The sequence below is a fragment of the Enterobacter cloacae complex sp. XAL002 genome (genome assembly GCF_049236805.1).
Classification (GTDB): domain Bacteria; phylum Pseudomonadota; class Gammaproteobacteria; order Enterobacterales; family Enterobacteriaceae; genus Enterobacter; species Enterobacter intestinihominis.
Genome location: NZ_JBMKJN010000004.1, coordinates 59,423 through 86,021 on the forward strand (window position 1 = coordinate 59,423; position 26,599 = coordinate 86,021).

Genomic DNA, 26,599 nt, shown 5'->3' on the forward strand with positions numbered 1-26,599 from the left:
GGAGGCACCGTAATTTATGTCATCATTTGACTACATCAAGACCGCTATCCGCCAGAAGGGTTGCACGTTACAGCAGGTAGCGGACGCCAGCGGCATGACCAAGGGCTACCTGAGCCAACTGCTGAACGCCAAAATCAAAAGCCCCAGCGCGCAGAAGCTGGAAGCGCTGCACCGTTTTCTGGGGCTTGAATTTCCGCGGATGCAAAAGAACATTGGCGTGGTGTTCGGTAAGTTCTACCCGCTGCATACCGGGCATATCTATCTGATCCAGCGCGCCTGTAGCCAGGTCGACGAGCTGCATATCATCATGGGTTATGATGAAACCCGCGATCGCCAGCTGTTTGAAGACAGCGCCATGTCGCAGCAGCCCACCGTGCCGGATCGCCTGCGCTGGCTGCTTCAGACCTTTAAGTATCAGAAAAATATTCGTATTCATGCCTTTAACGAAGAGGGCATGGAGCCGTACCCGCACGGCTGGGACGTGTGGAGTAACGGCATCAAAGCGTTTATGGAAGAGAAGGGCATTGCGCCTAACTGGATCTACACCTCTGAAGAGTCCGACGCGCCGCAGTTCCGCGAGCATCTGGGTATCGAAACCGTGCTGATCGATCCTAAACGCACCTTTATGAACATCAGCGGGGCGCAGATCCGCGAGAACCCGTTCCGCTACTGGGACTACATTCCGACCGAGGTGAAGCCGTTCTTCGTGCGTACGGTGGCGATCCTCGGCGGCGAGTCGAGCGGGAAATCGACGCTGGTGAATAAGCTGGCGAATATCTTCAATACCACCAGTGCGTGGGAGTATGGCCGCGATTACGTCTTCTCACACCTCGGTGGTGACGAGATGGCATTACAGTATTCCGACTACGATAAAATCGCGCTTGGTCATGCCCAATACATTGATTTCGCGGTGAAATACGCCAATAAAGTCGCCTTTATTGATACCGATTTCGTCACCACGCAGGCGTTCTGTAAAAAGTACGAAGGACGTGAGCACCCGTTTGTGCAGGCGCTGATTGATGAATACCGCTTTGATCTGGTTATCCTGCTGGAAAACAACACCCCATGGGTAGCCGACGGCATGCGCAGCCTGGGCAGCTCGGTGGACAGGCGTGAGTTCCAGACCATGCTGGTGGAGATGCTTAACGAGAACAACGTTGAGTTTGTGCATGTGGAAGAGTCGGATTACGACACCCGTTTCCTGCGCTGCGTCGAGCTGGTGAAAGAGATGATGGGTGAGCAGGGGTAAAAAACTTACCCCTCACCCTAACCCTCTCCCCAAAGGGGAGAGGGGATCGCACGGAGCTGACTTTACCCTCTCCCCCGTGGGGAGAGGGCAGGGTGAGGGAATCAGTCCACTCAATACTCAACCACCACTTTCCCACGCATATGCCCCTCCAGCACCATGCGGTGCGCTTCGGTAATGCTTTCCACGCTCAGCCCGTGCAGCGTTTCGCTGAGCGAGCTTTCCACCACGCCGTTATCCACCAGCTTCGCCACCTCATTTAAAATCTCGCCCTGGCGCGCCATATCCGCGGTCTGGTACATGCTGCGGGTGTACATAAATTCCCAGTGCAGGGCGGCAGATTTGGACTTCAGCTTGTCCTGGTTTAGCGGATGCGCATTTTCAACGATGGAACAAATGTGTCCCTGAGGGGCAATCAGATCGCTGACCGCATCCCAGTGCCCGTCGGTGTCGTTGAGGATAAAAATGTAATCCACAAAGGTGAGCCCCTGTTTCGCCAGTTCACCCTTCAGGTCGCGGTAATCTACGACAACGTCAGCCCCGCGATCACGACACCATCGGGCGGAATCTTCTCGTGAGGCGGTTGCGACGATCTTCACCTTGCTGTTGTGCTTCGCAAACGGGATCGCCAGCGATCCGACTCCACCCGCGCCGCCAATTATCAGCAGCGTTTTATCTGCGTCGGCATCCTGAATCTTCAGCCGTTCAAACAGGCCTTCCCACGCGGTGAGCGCCGTCAGCGGCAGTGCTGCCGCAGAGGCCCAGCCAAGGTTTGCAGGCTTGTGCCCGACAATGCGCGCATCGATAAGCTGGTGCGTGGTATTGCTGCCCGGTCGGGTGATATCCCCCGCGTACCATATTTCGTCACCCGGTTTGAATCCGGTGACGCCAGCCCCGACGGCTTTGACGATCCCGCTGGCATCCCACCCGAGAATGCGCGGCTCCTTCAACCCGCTTTTAGCAATGCCTGCATGTACCTTGGTGTCCACCGGGTTTACGGAGACGGCTTTCACCTCCACCAGCAGATCGTACTCGCCGGGCTGCGGCATCGGCGGGGTGATTTCAACGAAGGTGGAGGGATTTTCTGGGTTAACGGCAATGGCTTTAACAGACATGGTGTTCTCCTCAATGAATGCGTTGTGTTGAGGCTAGTCTATTAAGTGGTCAGCTGCATGATAAGATGGACAATCAAGAACTCAGCGTTCGTACAGGGTGAACAATCATGTTTAAACAGCTACAGGATATGGCGCTGTTTGCGCTGGTGGCTGAGATGGGCAGCTTTACTGCGGCGGCGCAGAAGGCTGAACTGCCGAAATCCAGCGTCAGCCAACGCATTAGCCAGCTGGAGCAGCAGGTGGGGATCCGCCTGCTTAACCGCACGACGCGCAGAATAAGCCTGACGTTTGCGGGCGAGCACTATCTGGTGCACTGCCGCGAGATGCTGGCGGCCAGCGAGCGCGCGGAGTATGCCATTCAGCGGCTGCGAGAAAACCCCAGCGGACGGCTGAGGATCACCTGTCCGGCAGGGATTGGCGCGACGCTGCTGGCGCATATGAATGCCGAGTTCCAGCTTCGCTACCCTGACGTGTCGCTGGATGTATCAATTTCAGACGATGTGGTGGATCTGGTCGAGTCGGGCTTTGACGTGGCGCTGCGCACCGGCAAACCGCAGGATTCTTCCCTGATTGGCCGCATGATTGGGCACTGTCCGCGCTACATGCTGGCCTCGCCTGACTATCTGGCACGTCGGGCGCCGTTAATCCATCCACGACAGCTGGTGGATCACCGCTGCATTACGCACCGGGCATGGTCGGAGTGGCTTCTGCGAAGCGAGAGTGAGGATTACCGCTACCTGCCGGATAACGCCCACATGACGGATAACCTGGTGTACGCCCGAGAATGCGCCATTGCCGGGGCGGGGATCACGCTGTTACCCGCATTCCTGCTGGAAGATAAAATTGAAAAGGGCGCGCTGGTAAAGGTGCTACCGGAGTGGCGCGTTGAGGGGAACGATCTCTGGCTGGCCTATCCGAGCCGTAAGCTCAATTCGCCTGCGCTGATGAGCTATATCGACTTTGCGATGCAGTTTGATGAGGTGAAGCGGTATTACGTGGGCAAATAAAAAAGCCGGGTGGTGGCTTCGCCTTACCCGGCCTACACACTGTGCGGCCTGATGCCCTCACCCAGGCCCTCTCCCACGCGGAGAGGGAACAAACATAAAAAACGGCAACCGAAGTTGCCGTTTTGCTTTTATTTCGCAATACGCTTGTACTTAATACGCTTCGGCTCCAGCGCGTCTGCGCCCAGCGTGCGTTTCTTGTACTCTTCGTATTCGGTGAAGTTACCTTCGAAGAACTCCACTTTACCTTCGTCCTGGTAGTCCAGAATGTGGGTCGCGATACGGTCAAGGAACCAGCGGTCGTGCGAGATAACCATGGCGCAGCCCGGGAATTCCAGCAGGGCGTTTTCCAGCGCGCGCAGGGTTTCGATGTCCAGGTCGTTGGTAGGTTCATCGAGCAGCAGAACGTTGCCGCCAACCTGAAGCAGCTTCGCCAGGTGCAGACGACCACGCTCACCGCCAGACAGCTCGCCCACGCGTTTGCCCTGGTCGGTGCCCTTGAAGTTAAAGCGGCCAACATAGGCGCGGCTTGGCATCTCGGTGTTGCCGATACGCATGATATCCAGACCGCCGGAGACTTCTTCCCACACGGTTTTGCTGTTGTCCATCGCGTCACGGAACTGGTCAACGGAGGCCAGCTTCACGGTCTCACCCAGGGTGATAGAGCCGCTGTCAGGTTGTTCCTGACCGGACATCATGCGGAACAGGGTGGATTTACCCGCGCCGTTCGGACCGATAATGCCCACAATCGCACCTTTCGGTACGGAGAAGGTCAGATCGTCGATCAGCAGGCGGTCGCCGTATGACTTACGCAGGTTGGTCACTTCAACCACTTTATCCCCCAGACGTGCGCCAGGCGGGATAAACAGTTCGTTGGTTTCGTTACGCTTCTGGTATTCGGTGTTGTTCAGCTCTTCGAAGCGTGCCAGACGGGCTTTGCCCTTGGACTGACGGCCTTTCGCGCCCTGACGCACCCACTCCAGCTCTTTCTCAATAGATTTACGGCGCGCCGCTTCCTGAGACGCTTCCTGCGCCAGACGCTGATCTTTCTGTTCCAGCCAGGAGGAGTAGTTACCTTCCCACGGAATACCTTCGCCGCGGTCCAGCTCCAGGATCCAGCCCGCCACGTTGTCGAGGAAGTAGCGGTCGTGGGTAATTGCCACCACGGTGCCTTCGAAGTCGTGCAGGAAGCGTTCCAGCCACGCCACGGATTCCGCATCCAGGTGGTTGGTTGGTTCGTCGAGCAGCAGCATGTCTGGTTTTTCCAGCAGCAGGCGGCACAGCGCCACGCGGCGGCGTTCACCACCGGAGAGATTCGCGATTTTCGCATCCCAGTCCGGCAGACGCAGGGCATCTGCCGCGCGCTCCAGCTGCACGTTCAGGTTGTGACCGTCGTGCGCCTGGATAATCTCTTCAAATTTGCCCTGCTGAGCGGCCAGTTTGTCGAAGTCCGCATCCGGCTCGGCGTATTTGGCATACACTTCATCCAGACCTTTCAGGGCGTTAACCACTTCGGATACCGCTTCTTCAACGGATTCACGCACGGTGTGTTCCGGGTTCAGCTGAGGTTCCTGCGGCAGGTAGCCGATCTTGATGCCAGGCTGCGGACGGGCTTCACCTTCGATGTCTGTATCGATGCCGGCCATGATGCGCAGCAGGGTGGACTTACCGGCACCGTTGAGACCCAGAACACCGATTTTTGCGCCCGGGAAAAAGCTCAGCGAGATATTTTTAAGAATATGACGTTTCGGCGGGACAACTTTGCCGACACGATGCATGGTATAAACGAATTGAGCCACGTTGGACTTCGCCTCTTTTATCGTGATGAGAATGAATTTCAGCCTCGAAGTGTAGCCTTTTTCACGCCCTAATCCCAGCCAGGAACGTCGGGAGTGTTAAAACGCGCAAGAAAGGTAAAAAAGTGTCCATGACGTGGCGCGTTGTGGGATGCCTGGTTAGCATAAGTTGAGGTAACTTTCACGTGGCAAGACGCTGCAACTGACGAAAAACAATGAGGAAGAGCTTGTGGAAAAAGCCAAACGGGTGGTCTGGCGTCTGCTGGCTGCCAGCGTATGCGTAATGGCGGTAAGCCAGGCGGTGCATGCCGATTCACTGGATGAACAACGTAACCGCTATGCCCAGATTAAGCAGGCATGGGACAACAAGCAGATGGATACCGTGCAGGCGCTGATGCCGACGCTGAAGGATTATCCGCTGTATCCGTATCTGGAGTATCGTCAGATCACTGATGATCTCATGAATCAACCGACCGTCACCGTAAATAACTTCATTCAGGCGAACCCGACACTGCCGCCTGCGCGCACCTTGAAGTCCCGGTTTGTGAACGAGCTGGCCCGTCGCGAAGACTGGCGCGGCCTGCTGGCTTTCAGCCCGGATAAACCGGGCGCGACGGAAGCGCAGTGTAATTACTATTATGCGAAATGGGCGACCGGTCAGCAGGAGGAAGCCTGGACCGGCGCGAAAGAGCTGTGGTTGACGGGCAAAAGCCAGCCAAACGCCTGTGACCCGCTGTTCAGCGCCTGGCGCGCCTCGGGCAAGCAGGATCCGCTCTCTTACCTGGAACGTATTCGCCTGGCGATGAAGGCCGGAAACACCCGGCTGGTTACCGTGCTGGCGGGCCAGATGCCCGCGGATTATCAGACCATTGCCTCTGCCGTTATCAGTCTGGCAAACGATCCCAATACCGTGCTGACGTTTGCGCGTACCACCGGCGCGACCGATTTTACCCGCCAGATGGCGGCGGTGGCCTTTTCCAGCGTGGCGCGTGAGGATGTGGAAAACGCCCGGCTGATGATCCCGCAGCTGGTGCAGGCCCAGCAGCTTAATGACGATCAAACCCAGGAACTGCGCGATATTGTGGCATGGCGACTGATGGGAACAGATGTCACCGACGAACAGGCGCGCTGGCGTGACGACGCGGTAATGCGTTCAAACTCTGTCTCGCTGGTGGAGCGTCGCGTGCGCATGGCGCTGGGAACGGGCGATCGTCGTGGCCTCAATACCTGGCTGGCGCGCCTGCCGATGGATGCTAAAGAGAAAGATGAATGGCGTTACTGGCAGGCGGACCTGCTGCTGGAGCGTGGTCGTGAAGACGAAGCTAAAGCGATCCTCCACTCCCTGATGCAGCAGCGCGGCTTCTACCCGATGGCGGCGGCGCAGCGTCTGGGTGAGGAGTACACCCTGAAGATCGACAAAGCGCCAGCCAACGCGAACCCGGCGCTGACGCAGGGTCCGGAAATGGCGCGCGTGCGCGAGCTGATGTACTGGAATCTGGATAATACCGCGCGCAGCGAATGGGCCAACCTGGTCACCAGCCGTACCACCGACGAGAAGGCGCAGCTTGCCCGCTATGCGTTTGATAATCGCTGGTGGGATCTGAGCGTGCAGGCGACGATCGCCGGCAAGCTGTGGGATCATCTCGAAGAGCGTTTCCCGCTGGCTTATAAGGATCTGTTCGATCGCTACACCAGCGGCAAAGATATTCCGCAAAGCTACGCGATGGCCATTGCCCGTCAGGAAAGCGCCTGGAACCCGAAAGTGCGTTCGCCGGTGGGGGCCAGCGGCCTGATGCAAATTATGCCGGGCACCGCGACGCACACGGTGAAGATGTTTAATATCCCAGGCTACAGCAGCCCGTCCCAGCTGCTGGATCCGGAGACCAACATCAACATCGGTACCAGCTACTTGCAGTACGTCTATCAGCAGTTCGGTAATAACCGCATCTTCGCGTCAGCCGCGTACAACGCCGGGCCAGGCCGCGTGCGGACATGGCTTGGCAACAGCGCAGGGCGGCTCGACGCCGTGGCGTTCGTCGAGAGCATTCCGTTCTCGGAAACGCGCGGATATGTGAAGAACGTGCTGGCGTATGACGCCTACTATCGGCACTTCATGGGGGAGAAAGATGCCCTGATGAGCGATGCCGAGTGGCAGAGAAGTTACTGATCGGCGCGGGTTGTGTTATGCTGTACTCGCTAATGAGTACAAGAGGCAGCATAACATGACCCAGCATTCCCCGTATTCCTCGGCCATGGCCGAACAGCGTCATCAGGAGTGGCTTCGTTTTGTGGAGTTGCTCCGCCAGTCTTACGACAAAGATCTGCATTTACCCTTGCTACAGCTGATGCTGACGCCAGACGAGCGTGAAGCGCTGGGTACACGGGTACGCATTATTGAGGAACTGCTGCGTGGCGAAATGAGCCAGCGTGAACTGAAAAACGAGCTGGGCGCGGGCATCGCGACGATTACCCGGGGTTCAAACAGCCTGAAGTCGGCGCCGGTTGAACTGCGTCAGTGGCTGGAAGCGGTATTGCTTAAAAACGCCGGATGACGGCTTCGCCTAATCCGGCCTACAAACTTAACGATAAATCGCGTTATGGAACGGACTTAACGCCAGAATAACGGCCTGGTGGTAAACGCTCGAACGGGTGAGCTTGCCCGCGGTAAAGACGCCAATCGCCCCCTCTTTACGACCAATCTCATCAATGCCGGTGTAGTGCGACATTACCGGCCCCAGCGCCTCACCCGCGCGGACTTTCTCCAGTATGACCTCCGGCAGCGGCAGCGTGGCTGAACGCGCTTCGCCGCGCTGCTCGCGGCTTTCGATGACAACCCAGCTGAAGGTCGCCCCTTCGTCGATACCTGCTTCAATCGCGACCCAGAAGTCAGCATCTGGCGCGGCGGCTTTTGCATTCGCCACGCGATTTCGTGCGCCAGCGCGTGTTTCCTCGCTGCCAAACGGCTGTTCCGGCACACCGCTCTCGACGCCGACGGCGTCAATATGGCAGGATCCTTCGCCGAAGATCTCTTCAAATGCCCTTAGAATTGCCTGAATTTTGGCAGGATTGGTGGTAGCAGAGACAACATGGTGCATAATTAAGCTCGATTTAAAAAATTCATCGCAGTATAACGGAAAAAAAGCATGTTACAGGTATACCTTGTTCGCCACGGTGAAACGCAGTGGAACGCCGAGCGACGTATTCAAGGCCAGTCAGACAGTCCTCTCACCGACAAAGGTGTGCAGCAAGCGTGGCAGGTGGCGGAGCGCGCCAGAACGCTGGGTATCACTCACGTCATCTCCAGTGATTTAGGCCGCACGCAGCAGACGGCACGCATCATCGCCGATGCCTGTGGCTGCGACGTGACCCTTGAACCGCGCCTGCGCGAGCTGGATATGGGCGTGCTGGAAAAACGCCCTATCGATACGCTGACGGAAACCGAAGAAGGCTGGCGTCGCACGCTGGTGAACGGCACTGAAGATGGTCGCATCCCTGAGGGGGAATCCATGCAGGAGCTGAGCGTGCGCATGCATGCCGCGCTGGCCGAGTGCCTGAAACTCCCGGCAGGTAGCCGACCGCTGCTGGTGAGCCACGGTATCGCGCTGGGTTGCCTGGTGAGTACCATTCTGGGGCTGCCGGCTTACGCCGAGCGCCGTTTGCGTCTGCGCAACTGTTCCATTTCCCGTATCGACTATCAGGAAAGTGCCTGGCTGGCATCGGGGTGGGTGGTTGAGATGGCAGGGGACATTTCGCATCTTGATGCCCCTGCACTGGATGAGTTGCAGCGTTAACGACGTACCGGAATCAGGAATTCCATCCGCAGATTGATAGGGCCTTCTTCCGGTTTTGCATCTTGCGCCGGATAGTAGCGCTCAATGTCCTGACCTTTACGGCGATTCAGATTCAGCATCGGCATGCAGGTCCCGTAAACGGTCAGGATGAACTCCTGAACGCCCGTTCCTAACCCTTCGTATGAGAACATCACATACTCGCCGCCTTCCAGCACGACAGGCTTCGAGCCATGAATGTAACCGTTCGCCATGTCAGGCGTCAGCGCCGTGGTATAGAACACCTCCTGCTCGTCGTCTTTTTCCTGGCTGGGATGCGTTTCGTTCAGGCCATACAGAATCGGCGGGATCGCCGGAGCATGGCTTAAAAATTCGCGCCAGAACTGAACGCGCATCTGATGGCGGAACTCGGAGATCTGCTCCAGGGAACAGGAGTAGCTCTGCGTGGTGCCGACCAGGTGCGTTTCCGGCAGGGTGATGATTTCATATTTTGGCATCGCAAACTCGCCCAGACGCAGCGGCGGACGCATACCAAAGGAGCTCCAGTCCGGCGAGCGGCGATAAAGCGCTGGCGTTAACGAGAACTGTTTTTTAAAGGCGCGAGTGAAGGTTTGCTGTGAATCGAAGCGATATTGCAGGGCAATATCCAGGATTGGTCGCGCGGTCAGGCGCAACGCGACAGCAGACTTTGATAAACGACGTGCGCGAATATAGGCACCGATAGCATGACCGGTGACATCCTTGAACATCCTTTGCAGATGCCACTTGGAATAGCCTGCTTTTGCCGCCACATTATCCAGTGACAAAGGCTGGTCGAGATGACCTTCCAGCCAGGTGAGCAGGTCGCGAATAATTCCAGCCTGATCCATATACTATCCTCATCCTTAAAACTGCCGCAGGTGCCTGTTTACAGGTTAGCGGATAATAGCATTTTTTGACGTTTTAGCATTCAGTGTTTTTTTTGCGCATAAATGCTTTTTGTGGTGATTTAAATGCGGATATATTCTAATCCTGTGATCTTGCTACATTTTTATCTAACCTGTTGAATAATTGCTCAGCGTAATTTTTATGAATGGTAACAATATGAAATACAAGGTTTTAGTCTTTGCAGCACTGGCGCTGATGGCAGGGCGCGTGGCACAGGCGGAGCAAATTGGCTCCGTGGACACCGTGTTTAAAATGTTTGGGCCGGACCACAAAATTGTGGTGGAGGCCTTTGACGATCCGGACGTTAAAAACGTCACCTGCTATGTCAGCCGGGCGAAGACCGGCGGGATTAAAGGCGGCCTGGGGCTGGCTGAAGACACGTCTGACGCGGCCATCTCCTGCCAGCAGGTTGGTCCGGTGGAATTGAGTGACAAAATTAAAAACGGCAAAGCGCAGGGCGACGTTGTATTCCAGAAACGGACCTCGCTGGTGTTCAAAAAGCTACAGGTGGTCCGTTTTTATGACGCGAAGCGCAACACACTGGCTTATCTGGCTTATTCCGACAAAGTCGTGGAAGGCTCACCGAAAAACGCGATTAGCGCGGTGCCGATTATGCCGTGGCATTGATAAAAAAAACGGCGCAAAAGCGCCGTTTTTTACTGCGTGACGGGAGGATTACTCCTGGAGGTCACCGCAGAAACGATAGCCTTCACCATGGATCGTGGCGATGATTTCCGGCGTATCAGGCGTAGATTCGAAATGTTTACGAATACGACGGATGGTTACGTCAACGGTACGATCGTGTGGCTTCAACTCACGACCGGTCATTTTCTTCAGCAGTTCTGCACGGGACTGGATCTTGCCCGGGTTTTCGCAGAAGTGCAGCATCGCGCGGAATTCACTGCGCGGCAGTTTGTACTGCTCACCGTTCGGGCTAATCAGCGAACGGCTATTGATATCAAGTTCCCAGCCGTTGAATTTGTAGCTGTCGACGCTACGACGCTCTTCACTGACCGTACCCAGATTCATGGTGCGGGACAGCAGGTTGCGTGCACGAATGGTTAACTCGCGAGGGTTGAACGGCTTGGTGATGTAGTCATCCGCGCCGATTTCCAGACCAAGAATTTTATCAACCTCGTTGTCACGGCCTGTCAGGAACATCAACGCGACGTTCGCCTGTTCACGCAGTTCGCGCGCCAGAAGAAGCCCGTTTTTGCCCGGCAGATTGATATCCATAATCACCAGGTTGATATCATTTTCAGAAAGGATCTGATGCATCTCTGCGCCATCGGTCGCTTCAAAGACATCGTAGCCTTCTGCTTCGAAAATGCTCTTTAACGTGTTGCGTGTTACCAACTCGTCTTCAACGATAAGAATGTGCGGGGTCTGCATGTTTGCTACCTAAATTGCCAACTAAATCGAAACAGGAAGTACAAAAGTCCCTGACCTGCCTGATGCATGTCGCAAATTAACATGATCGGCTTAACGTGACTAAAGTACGTAATTGCGTTCTTGATGCACTTTCCATCAACGTCAACAACATCATTAGCTTGGTCGTGGGTACTTTCCCTTTGGACCCGACAGTGTCAAAAACGGCTGTCATCCTAACCATTTTAACAGCAACATAACAGGCTAAGTGACACCGGACACCCAATAAAACTACGCTTCGTTGACATATATCAAGTTCAATTGTAGCACGTTAACAGTTTGATGAAATCATCGTAGCTGAATGCTAGCCTTTGTCACAATTTTTCAATAAACCAACTAGTTGCGGACATTGATTGATAAACGGTACGAATCCAATCGGAAAAGAGTATTCATAAGGTCATTATCATTACAAAACATAAGGATAATGGACTTCTGTTAACATTCTAACTGATTGTTCAGCCACAAAATAGTTTAGCTTTTTTTAATTGTTATGAAACGCTATTTCGGTGATTTGTGTTGCAAAATTGTAAATTCGTGCTGCGTAATATGTTGAAGTGAATCACATTTTTACCTGCTAACTGATTAAAAAGAGAGCATAAATGCATCTGTCGATTGTGCTGGTGGCACCAGCAAGAGCTGAAAATATTGGCGCTGCGGCGCGTGCCATGAAGACCATGGGTTTTACCGATTTGCGTATCGTAGACAGCACGTCGCATCTGGAGCCTGCTGCGCGATGGGTGGCGCACGGTTCGGGTGATATTCTCGATAATATAACCACTTACGCTACGCTCGCTGAGGCGCTGCACGATATTTCGTTTACCGTCGCGACGACCGCGCGCAGCCGGGCGAAGTTTCATTATTACGCCACGCCTGCTGAACTGGTGCCACTACTGGAAGAAAAAAGCCAGTGGCTGGAGAAAGCCGCGCTGGTGTTTGGGCGAGAAGATTCCGGGCTGACTAACGAAGAACTGGAACTGGCTGACGTGCTGACGGGCGCGCCGATGGTGGCGGATTATCCGTCACTCAATCTGGGGCAGGCGGTGATGGTGTACTGCTATCAATTAGCATCCTTAATACAAATTTCTCAGCCGCCAGCGTCAGTAACGGATGAAAACCAGCTGGCGGCGCTGCGTATTCGTGCAGATAAGCTTCTCGAGCAACTGGGCGTCGCTGACGATCAAAAAATGGTGGACTGGTTACAGCAGCGCCTGGGGCGTCTTGAACAGCGCGACACGGCAATGCTGCACCGATTGCTTCATGATATTGAAAAAAAATTAGCCGAGTAAAATAGTGTCATAAGTTTTTATTATGGCCGATCCTGCTAATGTCTGGGGTTGCATCTGGGGTATTCCGATGAAAATAAATCTGCACGCAGCGGGACGTGAGAATGTCCCGAATTGTGATCAAATTAAAAATTCATTGACTTAAGGTGTCCGATCCTTTAACCCTAAAAGAATAGAGCACAGACAGATAATAATGACAGAGTACACAACATCCATGAAACGCATCAGCATCACCACCATTACTACAACCATCATCATTACCACAGGTAACGATGCGGGCTGACGCGTACAGGAAAAACAGAAAAAAGCCCGCACCTGAACAGTGCGGGCTTTTTTTTCGGCTAAAGGAAATGAGGTAGAACCATGCGAGTGTTGAAGTTCGGCGGTACATCAGTGGCAAATGCAGAGCGTTTTCTGCGTGTTGCCGATATCCTGGAAAGTAACGCCAGGCAGGGGCAGGTTGCTACCGTGCTCTCTGCCCCGGCAAAAATCACGAACCACCTGGTGGCGATGATTGAAAAAACCATCGGTGGCCAGGATGCACTTCCGAACATCAGCGACGCCGAGCGTATCTTCGCTGAACTGCTTCAGGGGCTGGCAGACGCCCAGCCTGGCTTCCCGCTGGCGCAGCTGAAAACCACCGTTGAACTCGAATTTGCCCAGATTAAACATGTCCTTCACGGTATCAGCCTGCTGGGTCAATGCCCGGACAGCATCAACGCGGCGCTAATTTGCCGGGGTGAAAAACTCTCTATCGCCATCATGGCAGGCGTGCTGGAAGCGCGCGGTCACCACGTGACGGTCATCGATCCGGTTGAAAAACTGCTGGCTGTGGGACACTACCTTGAATCCACCGTCGACATTGCCGAGTCGACACGCCGCATTGCGGCGAGCAAAATCCCGTCTGACCACATGATCCTGATGGCAGGCTTCACCGCCGGTAACGAGAAGGGCGAACTGGTGGTGCTGGGGCGTAACGGCTCTGACTACTCCGCTGCCGTGCTGGCGGCCTGTTTACGTGCAGACTGTTGTGAGATCTGGACTGACGTTGATGGTGTATATACCTGCGACCCGCGCCAGGTGCCGGACGCCAGGCTGTTGAAGTCGATGTCGTACCAGGAAGCGATGGAGCTTTCCTACTTCGGCGCCAAAGTGCTTCACCCACGTACCATCTCCCCGATTGCCCAGTTCCAGATCCCTTGCCTGATTAAAAATACCGGTAATCCGCAGGCGCCGGGTACGCTGATTGGCGCCAGCGCTGATGAAGATGACCTGCCGGTAAAAGGCATTTCGAACCTTAATAACATGGCGATGTTCAGCGTCTCTGGCCCGGGTATGAAAGGTATGGTTGGCATGGCGGCACGCGTGTTTGCGGCCATGTCCCGTAATGGGATCTCCGTGGTGCTGATCACGCAGTCTTCTTCCGAATACAGCATCAGCTTCTGCGTCCCGCAGGGCGATTGCCTGCGCGCCCGTCGCGCGCTGGAAGAAGAGTTCTACCTGGAGCTGAAAGAAGAGCTGCTGGAGCCGCTCTCTATTCAGGAGCGTCTGGCCGTGATCTCCGTGGTAGGCGACGGCATGCGCACCCTGCGCGGAATCTCCGCCAAATTCTTTGCCGCCCTGGCGCGGGCCAATATCAATATCGTGGCGATTGCCCAGGGCTCATCAGAGCGTTCAATTTCCGTTGTCGTGGATAACGATGACGCCACTACCGGCGTGCGCGTGGTGCATCAGATGCTGTTCAACACCGACCAGGTGATTGAGCTGTTCCTGGTGGGCGTCGGCGGCGTCGGCGGCGCGCTGCTGGAGCAGGTAAAGCGCCAGCAGGAGTGGCTTAAGAAGAAACATATCGATTTGCGCGTCTGCGGAATTGCGAACTCGAAAGCGTTGCTGACTAACGTCCACGGTCTGAACCTGGAAAACTGGCAGGCGGAACTGGAAGAGGCGAAAGAGCCGTTCAACCTGGGTCGTCTGATCCGTCTGGTGAAAGAGTATCACCTGCTTAACCCGGTGATCGTCGACTGTACCTCCAGCCAGGCTGTGGCCGATCAGTACGCGGATTTCCTGCGCGAAGGTTTCCATGTGGTGACGCCGAACAAAAAGGCCAACACCTCGTCGATGGATTACTATCACCAGCTGCGTCTGGCGGCGAGCAAGTCGCGCCGCAAGTTTCTGTATGACACCAACGTGGGCGCAGGCCTGCCGGTCATCGAGAACCTGCAAAACCTGCTGAACGCGGGCGACGAACTACAGCGTTTCTCCGGCATCCTCTCCGGCTCCCTGTCGTTTATCTTCGGCAAGCTGGACGAAGGGATGAGCCTGTCGGAAGCCACCCGCGCCGCGCGCGAGCTGGGCTACACCGAGCCGGATCCGCGCGACGACCTCTCCGGTATGGATGTGGCGCGTAAGCTGCTGATCCTGGTGCGCGAAACCGGCCGCGAGCTGGAGCTTTCGGATATCGTGATTGAGCCGGTGCTGCCAGCAGAATTTGATGACAGCGGCGACGTCAGCGCTTTTATGGCCAGGTTGCCGCAGCTTGACGACGCCTTTGCCGCCCGCGTTGCGAAAGCCCGTGATGAAGGTAAGGTATTGCGCTATGTTGGCAATATTGAAGAAGACGGCGTCTGCCGCGTGAAGATTGCCGAAGTGGATGGCAACGATCCGCTGTACAAGGTGAAAAACGGCGAGAACGCCCTGGCGTTCTACAGCCATTATTATCAGCCACTGCCGCTGGTACTTCGCGGCTATGGCGCAGGGAATGATGTGACGGCGGCGGGCGTGTTTGCCGATCTGCTGCGTACCCTGTCATGGAAGTTAGGAGTTTAAGATGGTTAAAGTATATGCCCCGGCTTCCAGCGCCAATATGAGCGTCGGATTTGACGTGCTGGGCGCGGCGGTTACGCCGGTGGATGGTTCGCTGCTGGGCGATACGGTAACGGTTGAGGCGGCAGAGCGCTTCAGCCTGAATAACGTCGGCCGTTTTGCCAGCAAGCTGCCGCCTGAACCGCGTGAGAATATCGTTTATCAGTGCTGGGAACGCTTCTGTCAGGAGATTGGTAAAAACGTGCCGGTCGCCATGACGCTGGAAAAGAGCATGCCGATTGGTTCGGGACTCGGCTCCAGCGCCTGCTCGGTGGTCGCCGCGCTGGTGGCGATGAATGAGCACTGCGGCAAGCCGCTGAACAACAGCCGCTTGCTGGCGCTGATGGGCGAGCTGGAAGGGCGCATCTCCGGCAGCATTCATTATGATAACGTGGCGCCGTGCTTCCTTGGCGGCATGCAGCTGATGATTGAAGAAAATGGCATCATCAGCCAGCAGGTGCCAGGGTTTGATGAGTGGCTGTGGGTGCTTGCCTATCCGGGCATTAAGGTTTCTACCGCCGAAGCGCGTGCGATCCTGCCGGCGCAGTATCGTCGTCAGGACTGTATCGCCCACGGGCGTCATCTGGCGGGCTTTATTCATGCCTGCTATACCCGACAGCCGCAGCTGGCGGCGAAACTGATGAAAGACGTTATTGCCGAGCCGTATCGCACGAAGCTGCTGCCGGGCTTTAACGAAGCGCGACAGGCATCCATGGATATCGGCGCACAGGCGTGCGGCATCTCCGGCTCCGGCCCAACGCTGTTCGCCTTATGCGACAAGCCAGACACCGCGCAGCGCGTGGCGGACTGGCTCTCTAAACACTACCTGCAAAATCAGGAAGGCTTTGTTCATATTTGCCGTCTGGACACGGCTGGCGCACGAGTACTGGGATAACGAATGAAACTCTACAACCTTAAAGATCATAACGAGCAGGTCAGCTTTGCGCAGGCGGTAACGCAGGGTTTGGGCAAAAATCAGGGGCTGTTCTTCCCCCACGACCTGCCGGAATTTCAACTGACTGAAATCGATGAACTGCTTAAGCAGGACTTTGTCACCCGCAGCACCAAAATTCTGTCTGCGTTTATTGGTGACGAAATCCCGCAGGAGCTGCTCGAAGAGCGCGTGCGCGCGGCGTTTGCTTTCCCGGCCCCGGTGAAGCAGGTGGAGCCTGACGTTGGCTGTCTGGAGCTGTTCCACGGCCCGACGCTGGCGTTCAAAGATTTCGGCGGTCGCTTCATGGCGCAGATGCTGACCCACATCAGCGGCGACAAACCGGTGACCATCCTGACCGCGACCTCAGGTGATACCGGTGCGGCGGTGGCTCATGCGTTCTACGGCCTGAAAAACGTCCGCGTGGTGATCCTCTATCCGAAAGGCAAAATCAGCCCGCTTCAGGAAAAACTGTTCTGCACTCTTGGGGGCAACATTGAAACCGTGGCGATCGACGGCGATTTCGATGCCTGCCAGGCGCTGGTGAAGCAGGCCTTTGATGACGAAGAGCTGAAGGCGGCGCTGGGGCTGAACTCTGCCAACTCCATCAACATCAGCCGTCTGCTGGCGCAGATCTGCTACTACTTCGAAGCGGTGGCCCAGCTGCCGCAGGACGCGCGCAATCAGCTGGTAGTTTCTGTGCCAAGCGGGAACTTCGGCGATCTGACGGCGGGCCTGCTGGCGAAATCACTCGGCCTGCCGGTGAAGCGCTTTATCGCCGCTACCAACGCCAACGACACCGTGCCGCGTTTCCTGAAGGACGGAAAATGGGCGCCGAACGCGACGCAGGCCACGCTCTCCAATGCGATGGATGTGTCACAGCCTAACAACTGGCCGCGTGTGGAAGAGCTGTTCCGCCGTAAGGTCTGGCGTCTGGGCGACCTGGGCTACGCAGCGGTGACGGACGAAACCACGAAAGCCACCATGCGCGAGCTGAAAGCGGTGGGCTATACCTCTGAGCCGCACGCGGCGATTGCCTATCGTGCCTTGCGCGATCAGCTTCAACCGGGTGAGTATGGCCTGTTCCTCGGTACCGCCCATCCGGCCAAGTTCAAAGAGAGCGTGGAAGCGATCCTGGGTGAAACGCTGCCGCTGCCAAAAGAGCTGGCCGAGCGCGCCGACCTGCCGTTGCTGTCCCATGAGCTGCCCGCAGACTTTGCCGCACTGCGTAAGCTGATGATGACCCGAGCGTGAGTTTATTGCCCGGTGGCGGCTACGCCTTACCGGGCCTGGAACATTTCAGAAAGTAGGCCGGGTAAGGCGAAGCCGCCACCCGGCTTTTTTATGGAGAAAATAAGGAGAAAAACAGCAGGAAAAAAGCAGAAATTCCCAATAAATGCGGTCACTTAGGGTTTAGGATTGCAGAGAATAACATCCACCGTTCCCATCACGTACTCTCCTTACATCGGCCCACGTTGGGCAAGAAGAATAAGGAGTCACCTATGTCTACACTGAAACCTGCACTTATCGCGCTTTCACTGATGCTGGTCGCTCCCATGGCGGTGCAGGCAGCTGAGATCACCCTCGTCCCTGCGGTAAAACTGCAAATTGGCGATCGGGATAATAACGGACACTACTGGGATGGCGGCCGCTGGCGCGACCATGACTGGTGGAAAGCGCACTATGATTGGCGCGATAACCACTGGCGTCCGCACGATGAACATCGCGATCGTCACGATCATCACCGTCATGACGATCATCGCCCGGGGCCGGACCGGAAGCACCATTAACACAAACCCCGCCAGCTGGCGGGGTTGTCTTTTATTGCTCGTGACGCTTAAACACCAGCTCGTTTTTTCCTGACGATGCCTCGTCGAAGAAATACCCTTCACTGTTAAAGCCAGTGAGCTGCTCTGGCTTCGTCAGGCGGTTTTGAATGATGAAACGGCTCATCAGACCGCGCGCTTTTTTGGCGTAGAAGCTGATCACTTTAAATTTGCCGTTTTTCTCGTCGAGGAACACCGGCTTGATAATGTCCGCATCCAGCTTTTTCGGCTTCACCGATTTGAAGTACTCATCGGAGGCCAGGTTGATCACCACGTTGTCCCCCTGGGCTTGTAGCGCCGCGTTAAGCTTATCGGTAATGACATCGCCCCAGAACTGGTACAAATCTTTGCCTTTGGCGTTTTCCAGGCGGATACCCATCTCCAGACGATATGGCTGCATCAGATCCAGCGGGCGCAGCACCCCGTACAGGCCGGATAACATGCGCAGATGCTGCTGGGCAAAATCGAAATCGGCTTCGCTAAACGTTTCTGCTTCCAGGCCAGTGTAGACGTCACCTTTGAAGGCCAACAGCGCCTGGCGGGCGTTAGCGGGCGTGAAGTCAGGCTGCCACTCGTGAAAACGGGTGGCGTTCAGGTCGGCGAGTTTATCACTGATGCTCATCAGCGAAGCGATTTGCGGAGCCGAAAGCTTACGCGCCTCGTGGATCAGTTGTTGCGAGTAGTCCAGCAATTCCGGCTGGGTATAACGCTCAGTGGCGAGCGGGCTCTGGTAGTCGAGCGTTTTGGCAGGTGAAATCAGAATCAGCATATCCAGTCCTTGCAGGAAATTTAGAGCGACTTTAACAAAAAATCGCCCTGAATTGATCGATAGCTGTTATTGCCGCGGCAAATCATCCCAGGTGCCAGGAGCAATTTGTGATTCGATTTCGGGATAGCGTGAGGCGTCAAAGACGGGCTGTACGCCGAGCTTGCGCTGACGCAGATAATCGCGCGCGATCAGCGCTACAACCGGTGAAAGAAGCAAAATTGCCGTCAAATTGGTGATGGCCATCAGCGCCATAATGACATCCGCCAGTTGCCAGATCATCGGCATGCTGAGCAGGCAACCGACAAATACCATGGCCAGCACACCCGCGCGAAGGATGTTGCGGGCCAGACGCGAGTCAACTTTCAGGAAAATAAGGTTGTTCTCGGCATAGATATAGTTCACCACAATAGAACTGAAGGCAAAAAGCCCCACGACAAGGGCGACAAGGCCTGCGCCCCAACCGCCGACGAGGGAGACCAGCGCCTGTTGTACCCAGTGAATGCCTGCTGTACTGCCGGATGGATGTTCAACGGCGCCGGACAGCAACATTATCATCGCACTGGCGGAGCAGATAACAATGGTGTCTGTGAAGACGCCAATCATCTGTACAATGCCCTGCGCGGCGGGATGCGGGGGCCAGGATGCGGCCGCTGCGGCGGCATTCGGCGTGGAGCCCATTCCCGCCTCGTTGGAGAACATGCCTCGCTGAAAACCCGCAGTGAGAGCCTGGCTAAGGGTGTAACCCAGCGCGCCGGAAGCCGCTTCGCGCCAGCCGAACGCGCTTTGGAAAATGGTGACGATGACGTTCGGCACTTCGTCGATATGTATCGCGCATACCAACAGGCTGGTTGACACCCACAGCAGCGCCATCAGCGGAACCAGCCACTGCATCAGGCGGGCAACCCCTCTCAGCCCGGTCACAATGGTCAGCAGGGTGAGAAGGGCAAGCGCGCTGCCCGTCAGCCACTCCGGACAATTGAAGGCAAAGCGCAGCGCGTGGGCGACGGAATTTGCCTGAACGGTATTGAAAATAAGACCATAGGCTATTAGTAAAAAGATTGAGAACAGGACGCCCATCCAGCGCATTCCCAGTCCGCGAGCCATATACCAGGCGGGACCGCCGCGAAACTGACCGTTGCCGTCTTTTTCTTTGTAGAGCTGCGCAAGCGAGCATTCAGCAAAGGAGGTGGCCATACCGATAATCGCCGTCACCCACATCCAGAATACCGCGCCCGGACCGCCCGCGCCGATTGCCAGCGCGACACCGGCCAGGTTACCGCTGCCGACGCGCGCGGCCAGGCTGGTACAGAGCGCCTGAAACGAGGTCAGGCCGCCCGGCTGTGGTGTGACGCTGTTTTTCAGACTTCTGCCAAATTTGCGAATATAGCGAAACTGAATCAGTCCGCTGCGCCACGTAAACCAGATACCTGCTCCTGAAAGCAGGTATATCATGATAGAACCCCAGAGGACTTCGTTAATAAAGAAAAAGAAATCAGGCACTAACGTCCCTCTTGTTGATGCCAACGTGAATATGTAAGCGCTACCACTGATTGTGCATGCTGTTACTTAGCAGCCTGTTAATATTCTGAGTTTATCATACTCTGCCTAAGCGCACTGTCTGCGGTTGCGCTGCCTCTCACTCGTGTTATCATCAGGGCAGACCGGTTACATCCCCCTAACAAGTAAACCTGTCATTTTTCCGCTGCTGGCAGGCTGTCGGTAGTGTGAATTATCCAGGGAACGTTAAAAGAGAAACACTATCATGACGGATAAATTGACCTCCCTTCGTCAGTTCACCACTGTCGTCGCTGACACCGGAGATATTGCGGCAATGAAGCTGTACCAGCCGCAGGATGCTACTACCAACCCTTCTCTGATCCTTAACGCCGCGCAGATCCCTGAGTATCGCAAACTGATCGACGAGGCGGTGACCTGGGCAAAAGCACAGAGCAATGACCGCGCGCAGCAGGTTGTGGATGCGACTGACAAACTGGCAGTAAACATCGGTCTGGAAATCCTGAAGCTCGTTCCTGGCCGTATCTCTACTGAAGTTGATGCTCGCCTGTCCTACGACACCGAAGCGTCTATTGCCAAAGCAAAACGCCTGATCAAACTGTACAACGATGCGGGCATCAGCAACGACCGAATCCTGATCAAACTGGCCTCTACCTGGCAGGGCATTCGCGCCGCTGAACAGCTGGAAAAAGAAGGGATCAACTGTAACCTGACTCTGCTGTTCTCCTTCGCACAGGCGCGTGCATGTGCCGAAGCTGGCGTATACCTGATTTCTCCGTTTGTGGGCCGTATTCTGGACTGGTACAAAGCCAACACCGACAAGAAAGAGTATGCGGCGTCTGAAGATCCAGGCGTGATTTCCGTGACGGAAATCTACGAATACTACAAACAGCACGGCTATGAGACCGTTGTTATGGGCGCAAGCTTCCGTAACGTCGGTGAAATCATTGAGTTGGCTGGCTGTGACCGCCTGACCATCGCCCCTGCGCTGCTGAAAGAGCTGGCAGAAAGCGAAGGTGCTATCGAGCGTAAACTGTCCTACACCGGTGAAGTGAAAGCGCGCCCAGAGCGCATCACCGAGTCCGAGTTCCTGTGGCAGCACAACCAGGATCCAATGGCCGTAGATAAACTGGCGGACGGTATCCGTAAGTTTGCTATCGACCAGGAAAAACTGGAAAAAATGATCGGCGACCTGCTGTAATCATTCTGCGTGACCGGGTTCCCGGTCACGCCTCTTTCCCCCGCCTCTGTCTGAATTTTCTCTCTGCGTGTATCATTCCCTTTAATCAGTACTTTTTGAATGGAATGGATATGAATACCTTACGCATCGGCTTAGTGTCGATTTCTGACCGCGCCTCCAGCGGTGTTTATCAGGATAAAGGCATCCCTGCTCTGGAAGCGTGGCTGGGCAGCGCGCTCACTACCCCGTTTGAGATCCAGACTCGCCTGATCCCGGACGAGCAGCCGATCATCGAGCAAACCCTGTGTGAGCTGGTGGATGAGATGAGCTGCCACCTTGTGCTGACGACGGGCGGAACCGGCCCCGCGCGCCGCGATGTAACGCCGGACGCGACGCTGGCTATCGCCGATCGTGAAATGCCGGGCTTCGGTGAACAGATGCGCCAGATCAGTCTACACTTTGTCCCGACGGCCATTCTTTCCCGTCAGGTCGGGGTGATCCGCAAACAGGCGCTGATCCTGAACCTGCCGGGGCAGCCGAAGTCGATAAAAGAAACGCTGGAAGGAGTAAAAGCCGAAGACGGGAGCGTTATCGTCCACGGTATCTTTGCAAGTGTACCGTATTGTATACAACTGCTTGACGGTCCGTACGTGGAAACTGACGGCAATGTGGTAGCAGCATTTCGCCCTAAAAGCGCTCGCCGCGAAACAATCTCCTGAAAATGCTTTAAATGTGACATTAGCGCCAGCCGCAGTAGCGTGTAAATGGATTTACGATATAGTAATTTTTTCTTTACGATTGCTGTAAAAAATAATCCACAACACATGCACAATGGTTCGCTATGTCACATAACACCCGACCTCTGAATCGACAGGACTACAAAACCCTCACGCTCGCTGCTCTGGGCGGCGCGCTGGAGTTTTACGACTTCATCATCTTTGTCTTCTTCGCCGCCGTCGTGGGGGCGCTGTTTTTCCCGGCGGATATTCCTGAATGGCTGCGTCAGGTGCAAACCTTCGGCATTTTCGCTGCCGGGTATCTGGCGCGTCCGCTGGGCGGCATTGTTATGGCGCACTTTGGCGATCTGGTTGGGCGCAAGAAGATGTTTACCCTCAGCATCCTGCTGATGGCCGTGCCGACGCTGGCGATTGGCCTTTTGCCTACCTATGACTCGATGGGCATTATCGCCCCGTTATTGCTGCTACTGATGCGTATTCTCCAGGGCGCGGCCATCGGCGGGGAAGTGCCGGGCGCGTGGGTGTTTGTCGCTGAGCACGTCCCGGTGCGCCGCATCGGCATTGCGTGCGGAACGCTGACCGCAGGGCTGACGATTGGGATCCTGCTTGGCTCCGTGGTTGCAACCATCATCAATACCAGCATGACGCAACAGGCCGTTCACGACTGGGGCTGGCGTATCCCGTTCCTGCTGGGCGGGGCGTTTGGGCTAGTGGCAATGTACCTGCGACGCTGGTTGCAGGAGACGCCAGTATTTCTGGAAATGCAGCAGCGGAAGGCGCTGGCGCAAGAATTGCCGGTAAAAACCGTAGTAGTGCGGCATAAAAAAGCGGTAGTCGTGTCGATGCTTCTGACCTGGCTGCTGTCTGCGGGTATCGTGGTGGTCATTTTGATGTCGCCGGTCTGGCTGCAAAAACAGTACGGTTTTGCGCCTGCGGTGACGTTACAGGCGAACAGTATCGCGACAATTATGCTCTGCTTTGGCTGTCTGGCCGCGGGACTGGCGGCGGATCGTTTCGGTGCCAGCGTGACCTTTATTGTCGGCAGCCTGCTGCTGGCCGCGTCGAGCTGGGCATTCTACCATCTTGCGGGCAGCCATCCTGAACAGTTGTTCCTGCTGTACGGCATCGTCGGGCTGTGCGTGGGCGTCGTTGGCGCCGTACCGTACGTAATGGTCCGCGCCTTCCCGCCGGAGGTACGCTTCACCGGCATCTCTTTCTCTTATAACGTCTCGTATGCCATTTTCGGTGGGCTGACCCCGATTGTGGTCACGGTGTTGATGGGGCTGTCACCCCTTGCACCTGCATGGTACGTGCTGGCGTTATCGCTAATGGGGCTGGTATTGGGGATGTGGCTTCGCCAGTCAGAGGGATGTCGTGCCCGCGACGCGGGCACGACAGAGGGATCAGTGTTTTTCACCAATCGGTAATACGGTGCGGCCGAACTGCTCGTTCAGCACTTCACCCATTGCCAGGTAGATAGCGCTTGCGCCGCACACCAGACCGACCCAGCCGGCAACGTGAACGATGCCTTCGTTATCCGCCAGGTGACCCGCGGCAAGCAGAGCGAACAGCACGGTCAGGCTCAGGAAGACGAATTGCAGCGCGCGGTTCGCCTTCAGGGTGCCGAAGAACATGAACAGGGTGAACACGCCCCACAGTCCCAGGTACACGCCCAGGAAATGGGCGTTTGAAGCATCTGCCAGGCCCATTTTAGGCATCAGCAGAATGGCGACCAGCGTCAGCCAGAACGAACCGTAAGAGGTAAAGGCGGTTAAGCCGAAGGTATTGCCTTTCTTATATTCCAGCAGGCCCGCGAAAATTTGCGCGATACCGCCGTAAAAAATGCCCATCGCCAGGATTACGCCGTCCATCGGGAACATCCCGATGTTGTGCAGGTTCAGCAGAATGGTGGTCATGCCAAAACCCATCAGGCCCAGCGGAGCCGGATTAGCCAACTTAGTGTTGCCCATAAGTCCTCAAAAAAATCATCATTAATATGGTGAAATGGTTAAACCCGCGCCAGTTCTCCCTGACGGGGCGCGGCATCATAATGGGCGGCATCGGCGCCGTCTATGATCTCATCGGGGTGAAATTAAAAAATTTTTTATCCTTCCCCCTTGATGGATGCCGTTGTGACCCCATCTTGTAAGCAACCGCAGTGTGTGGACCTGAAAAAAATCAAATCTGGGCAGTTGAAAAAGCACGTTCTGCCCTTATTACAGGTACACAACCACATGTTGACTGAATTTTTAGTGGAGACGTTTAGATGGGTAAAATTATTGGTATCGACCTGGGTACTACCAACTCTTGTGTAGCGATTATGGATGGCACTACTGCACGTGTGCTGGAGAACGCCGAGGGCGATCGCACCACGCCTTCTATCATTGCTTATACCCAGGATGGTGAAACTCTGGTTGGTCAGCCGGCTAAACGTCAGGCAGTGACAAACCCGCAAAACACCCTGTTTGCGATCAAACGCCTGATTGGCCGCCGCTTCCAGGACGAAGAAGTTCAGCGTGACGTTTCCATCATGCCTTACAAAATCATCGCAGCCGATAACGGCGATGCATGGCTTGATGTGAAAGGCACCAAAACTGCACCTCCGCAGATCTCTGCTGAAGTGCTGAAGAAAATGAAGAAAACCGCGGAAGATTACCTGGGTGAACCGGTAACTGAAGCTGTTATCACCGTACCTGCTTACTTCAACGATGCTCAGCGTCAGGCAACCAAAGATGCTGGCCGTATCGCAGGTCTGGAAGTAAAACGTATCATCAACGAACCAACCGCAGCTGCGCTGGCTTACGGTCTGGATAAAGAAGTTGGCAACCGCACTATCGCGGTTTACGACCTGGGTGGTGGTACCTTCGATATCTCTATTATCGAAATCGACGACGTTGACGGCGAAAAAACCTTCGAAGTTCTGGCAACCAATGGTGATACCCACCTGGGTGGTGAAGACTTCGATACCCGTCTGATCAACTACCTCGTTGACGAGTTTAAGAAAGATCAGGGCATTGACCTGCGTAACGACCCGCTGGCCATGCAGCGCCTGAAAGAAGCCGCTGAGAAAGCGAAGATCGAGCTGTCTTCCGCTCAGCAGACCGACGTGAACCTGCCGTACATCACCGCAGACGCGACCGGTCCAAAACACATGAACATCAAAGTGACCCGTGCGAAACTGGAAAGCCTGGTAGAAGACCTGGTGAACCGTTCTATCGAGCCACTGAAAGTTGCATTGCAGGACGCTGGCCTGTCCGTGTCTGATATTCAGGACGTTATCCTGGTAGGTGGTCAGACTCGTATGCCAATGGTTCAGAAGAAAGTTGCTGAATTCTTTGGTAAAGAGCCACGTAAAGACGTGAACCCGGACGAAGCGGTTGCTATCGGTGCTGCGGTTCAGGGTGGTGTTCTGACGGGTGAAGTGAAAGACGTACTGCTGCTGGACGTTACTCCGCTGTCACTGGGTATCGAAACCATGGGTGGCGTGATGACTCCGCTCATCAACAAAAACACTACTATCCCGACGAAACACAGCCAGGTGTTCTCTACCGCTGAAGACAACCAGTCTGCGGTAACCATCCATGTGATTCAGGGTGAGCGTAAGCGTGCGGCGGATAACAAATCTCTGGGTCAGTTCAACCTGGACGGTATTAACCCGGCACCACGCGGCATGCCACAGATCGAAGTCACCTTCGACATCGATGCTGACGGTATCCTGCACGTGTCTGCGAAAGACAAAAACAGCGGTAAAGAGCAGAAGATCACCATCAAGGCATCTTCTGGCCTGAACGAAGCGGAAATCGAAAAAATGGTTCGTGATGCCGAAGCTAACGCGGAATCCGACCGTAAGTTCGAAGAGCTGGTTCAGACCCGTAACCAGGGTGACCATCTGCTGCACAGCACCCGTAAGCAGGTTGAAGAAGCGGGCGATAAACTGCCAGCGGAAGACAAAACTGCGATCGAAACTGCACTGAGCGCGCTGGAAACGTCTCTGAAAGGCGAAGACAAAACGGACATTGAAGCGAAGATGCAGGAGCTGGCACAGGTTTCTCAGAAGCTGATGGAAATCGCTCAGCAGCAGCACGCACAGCAGCAGGCGGGCGCTGATGCTTCCCAGAACAACGCGAAAGACGACGATGTTGTCGACGCTGAGTTCGAAGAAGTGAAAGATAAAAAATAATCGCCCTGATGC

Annotated in this window: 25 protein-coding genes and 1 other annotated feature; of the genes, 17 read left to right on the plus strand and 8 right to left on the minus strand. The window is 55.4% G+C overall.

The annotated features are described in order from the left end of the window. Positions 1-16 precede the first annotated feature (16 nt). Positions 17-1,249: a multifunctional transcriptional regulator/nicotinamide-nucleotide adenylyltransferase/ribosylnicotinamide kinase NadR gene (gene nadR / locus ACOT0L_RS04910; RefSeq protein WP_003856522.1), complete on the plus strand. Its 1,233-nt coding sequence runs from the start codon at positions 17-19 to the stop codon at positions 1,247-1,249. Between the two features lie 110 nt (positions 1,250-1,359). Here the strand turns inward: nadR and ACOT0L_RS04915 are convergent, their stop codons facing one another. Next, a complete protein-coding gene (locus ACOT0L_RS04915) occupies positions 1,360-2,361 on the minus strand; it encodes a zinc-binding alcohol dehydrogenase family protein (RefSeq protein ID WP_126502836.1) in 1,002 nt (333 codons plus the stop codon). A 107-nt stretch (positions 2,362-2,468) separates the two neighbouring features. Here ACOT0L_RS04915 and ACOT0L_RS04920 point away from each other — a divergent pair, with 107 nt between their 5' ends. Next, positions 2,469-3,368: a LysR family transcriptional regulator gene (locus ACOT0L_RS04920; RefSeq protein ID WP_022646992.1), complete on the plus strand. Its 900-nt coding sequence runs from the start codon at positions 2,469-2,471 to the stop codon at positions 3,366-3,368. 128 nt (positions 3,369-3,496) lie between these two features. On the opposite strand, the gene ettA is transcribed toward ACOT0L_RS04920, so the two are convergent. Continuing rightward, entirely contained in the window at positions 3,497-5,164 is a 1,668-nt protein-coding gene (ettA, locus tag ACOT0L_RS04925) for an energy-dependent translational throttle protein EttA (RefSeq protein WP_014882470.1), read from the minus strand. A 226-nt stretch (positions 5,165-5,390) separates the two neighbouring features. Between ettA and sltY the strand changes: the two genes are divergently transcribed. Next, positions 5,391-7,328 (plus strand): murein transglycosylase, encoded by a 1,938-nt coding sequence (sltY, locus tag ACOT0L_RS04930; RefSeq protein WP_126502835.1) that lies wholly within the window; start codon positions 5,391-5,393, stop codon positions 7,326-7,328. Between the two features lie 55 nt (positions 7,329-7,383). Continuing rightward, complete coding sequence (gene trpR, locus ACOT0L_RS04935; RefSeq protein WP_003856511.1) at positions 7,384-7,713, plus strand: trp operon repressor; 330 nt, start codon at positions 7,384-7,386, stop codon at positions 7,711-7,713. Between the two features lie 27 nt (positions 7,714-7,740). On the opposite strand, the gene yjjX is transcribed toward trpR, so the two are convergent. Then, entirely contained in the window at positions 7,741-8,256 is a 516-nt protein-coding gene (yjjX, locus tag ACOT0L_RS04940) for an inosine/xanthosine triphosphatase (protein WP_022646994.1), read from the minus strand. A 48-nt stretch (positions 8,257-8,304) separates the two neighbouring features. On the opposite strand from yjjX, the gene gpmB reads away from it, so the two are divergent. Continuing rightward, a complete protein-coding gene (gpmB, locus tag ACOT0L_RS04945; protein ID WP_006810187.1) occupies positions 8,305-8,952 on the plus strand; it encodes a 2,3-diphosphoglycerate-dependent phosphoglycerate mutase GpmB in 648 nt (215 codons plus the stop codon). On the opposite strand, the gene robA is transcribed toward gpmB, so the two are convergent. After that, positions 8,949-9,818, minus strand: a complete 870-nt coding sequence (robA, locus tag ACOT0L_RS04950) for an MDR efflux pump AcrAB transcriptional activator RobA (RefSeq protein ID WP_003856504.1) — start codon at positions 9,816-9,818, stop codon at positions 8,949-8,951. The genes gpmB and robA overlap by 4 nt on opposite strands. A gap of 214 nt (positions 9,819-10,032) precedes the next feature. On the opposite strand from robA, the gene creA reads away from it, so the two are divergent. After that, positions 10,033-10,503: a protein CreA gene (creA, locus tag ACOT0L_RS04955; RefSeq protein ID WP_003856503.1), complete on the plus strand. Its 471-nt coding sequence runs from the start codon at positions 10,033-10,035 to the stop codon at positions 10,501-10,503. A 48-nt stretch (positions 10,504-10,551) separates the two neighbouring features. Here the strand turns inward: creA and arcA are convergent, their stop codons facing one another. After that, a complete protein-coding gene (arcA, locus tag ACOT0L_RS04960) occupies positions 10,552-11,268 on the minus strand; it encodes a two-component system response regulator ArcA (protein WP_003856501.1) in 717 nt (238 codons plus the stop codon). A 95-nt stretch (positions 11,269-11,363) separates the two neighbouring features. Here arcA and yjjY point away from each other — a divergent pair, with 95 nt between their 5' ends. From yjjY to ACOT0L_RS04995, 7 genes are all read left to right on the plus strand, one after another. Next, positions 11,364-11,504, plus strand: a complete 141-nt coding sequence (gene yjjY, locus ACOT0L_RS04965) for a protein YjjY (protein WP_001541509.1) — start codon at positions 11,364-11,366, stop codon at positions 11,502-11,504. 399 nt (positions 11,505-11,903) lie between these two features. Continuing rightward, positions 11,904-12,590 carry a tRNA/rRNA methyltransferase gene (locus ACOT0L_RS04970; protein WP_126502834.1) on the plus strand — a complete coding sequence of 229 codons (687 nt, stop codon included), beginning with the start codon at positions 11,904-11,906 and terminating at the stop codon, positions 12,588-12,590. 211 nt (positions 12,591-12,801) lie between these two features. Further along, entirely contained in the window at positions 12,802-12,870 is a 69-nt protein-coding gene (gene thrL, locus ACOT0L_RS04975) for a thr operon leader peptide (RefSeq protein ID WP_015572623.1), read from the plus strand. After that, positions 12,809-12,926 (plus strand) — a sequence feature (Thr leader region). Its footprint overlaps the gene before it by 62 nt. A 24-nt stretch (positions 12,927-12,950) precedes the next feature. Next, complete coding sequence (gene thrA / locus ACOT0L_RS04980; RefSeq protein ID WP_022646997.1) at positions 12,951-15,413, plus strand: bifunctional aspartate kinase/homoserine dehydrogenase I; 2,463 nt, start codon at positions 12,951-12,953, stop codon at positions 15,411-15,413. A gap of 1 nt (position 15,414) precedes the next feature. Further along, complete coding sequence (gene thrB / locus ACOT0L_RS04985; protein WP_023299286.1) at positions 15,415-16,344, plus strand: homoserine kinase; 930 nt, start codon at positions 15,415-15,417, stop codon at positions 16,342-16,344. Positions 16,345-16,347: 3 nt separating this feature from the next. Continuing rightward, positions 16,348-17,634, plus strand: a complete 1,287-nt coding sequence (gene thrC / locus ACOT0L_RS04990; RefSeq protein ID WP_003856490.1) for a threonine synthase — start codon at positions 16,348-16,350, stop codon at positions 17,632-17,634. 248 nt (positions 17,635-17,882) lie between these two features. Beyond that, positions 17,883-18,170, plus strand: a complete 288-nt coding sequence (locus ACOT0L_RS04995) for a DUF2502 domain-containing protein (RefSeq protein ID WP_022646999.1) — start codon at positions 17,883-17,885, stop codon at positions 18,168-18,170. Between the two features lie 31 nt (positions 18,171-18,201). Here the strand turns inward: ACOT0L_RS04995 and yaaA are convergent, their stop codons facing one another. Together yaaA and ACOT0L_RS05005 are read right to left on the minus strand one after the other, a co-directional pair. After that, positions 18,202-18,975 carry a peroxide stress protein YaaA gene (yaaA, locus tag ACOT0L_RS05000; RefSeq protein ID WP_126502833.1) on the minus strand — a complete coding sequence of 258 codons (774 nt, stop codon included), beginning with the start codon at positions 18,973-18,975 and terminating at the stop codon, positions 18,202-18,204. A 66-nt stretch (positions 18,976-19,041) separates the two neighbouring features. Beyond that, complete coding sequence (locus ACOT0L_RS05005) at positions 19,042-20,475, minus strand: alanine/glycine:cation symporter family protein (RefSeq protein ID WP_126502832.1); 1,434 nt, start codon at positions 20,473-20,475, stop codon at positions 19,042-19,044. 262 nt (positions 20,476-20,737) lie between these two features. Here ACOT0L_RS05005 and tal point away from each other — a divergent pair, with 262 nt between their 5' ends. The 3 genes from tal to ACOT0L_RS05020 all read left to right on the plus strand — a co-directional run bounded on the left by tal (position 20,738) and on the right by ACOT0L_RS05020 (position 23,834). Next, entirely contained in the window at positions 20,738-21,691 is a 954-nt protein-coding gene (tal, locus tag ACOT0L_RS05010) for a transaldolase (protein ID WP_003856481.1), read from the plus strand. Between the two features lie 110 nt (positions 21,692-21,801). After that, positions 21,802-22,389, plus strand: coding sequence for a molybdopterin adenylyltransferase (mog, locus tag ACOT0L_RS05015; protein ID WP_003856479.1), 588 nt, complete (start codon positions 21,802-21,804; stop codon positions 22,387-22,389). Positions 22,390-22,511: 122 nt separating this feature from the next. Beyond that, positions 22,512-23,834, plus strand: coding sequence for an MFS transporter (locus ACOT0L_RS05020; RefSeq protein ID WP_048966496.1), 1,323 nt, complete (start codon positions 22,512-22,514; stop codon positions 23,832-23,834). On the opposite strand, the gene satP is transcribed toward ACOT0L_RS05020, so the two are convergent. Beyond that, the gene (gene satP, locus ACOT0L_RS05025; protein WP_022647004.1) at positions 23,811-24,377 is read right to left on the minus strand and encodes an acetate uptake transporter; all 567 of its coding nucleotides are present in this window, start codon (positions 24,375-24,377) and stop codon (positions 23,811-23,813) included. The two genes, ACOT0L_RS05020 and satP, sit on opposite strands and share 24 nt — an antisense overlap. Positions 24,378-24,673: 296 nt before the next feature. Between satP and dnaK the strand changes: the two genes are divergently transcribed. Continuing rightward, the gene (gene dnaK, locus ACOT0L_RS05030) at positions 24,674-26,587 is read left to right on the plus strand and encodes a molecular chaperone DnaK (protein ID WP_126502831.1); all 1,914 of its coding nucleotides are present in this window, start codon (positions 24,674-24,676) and stop codon (positions 26,585-26,587) included. Positions 26,588-26,599 lie beyond the last annotated feature (12 nt).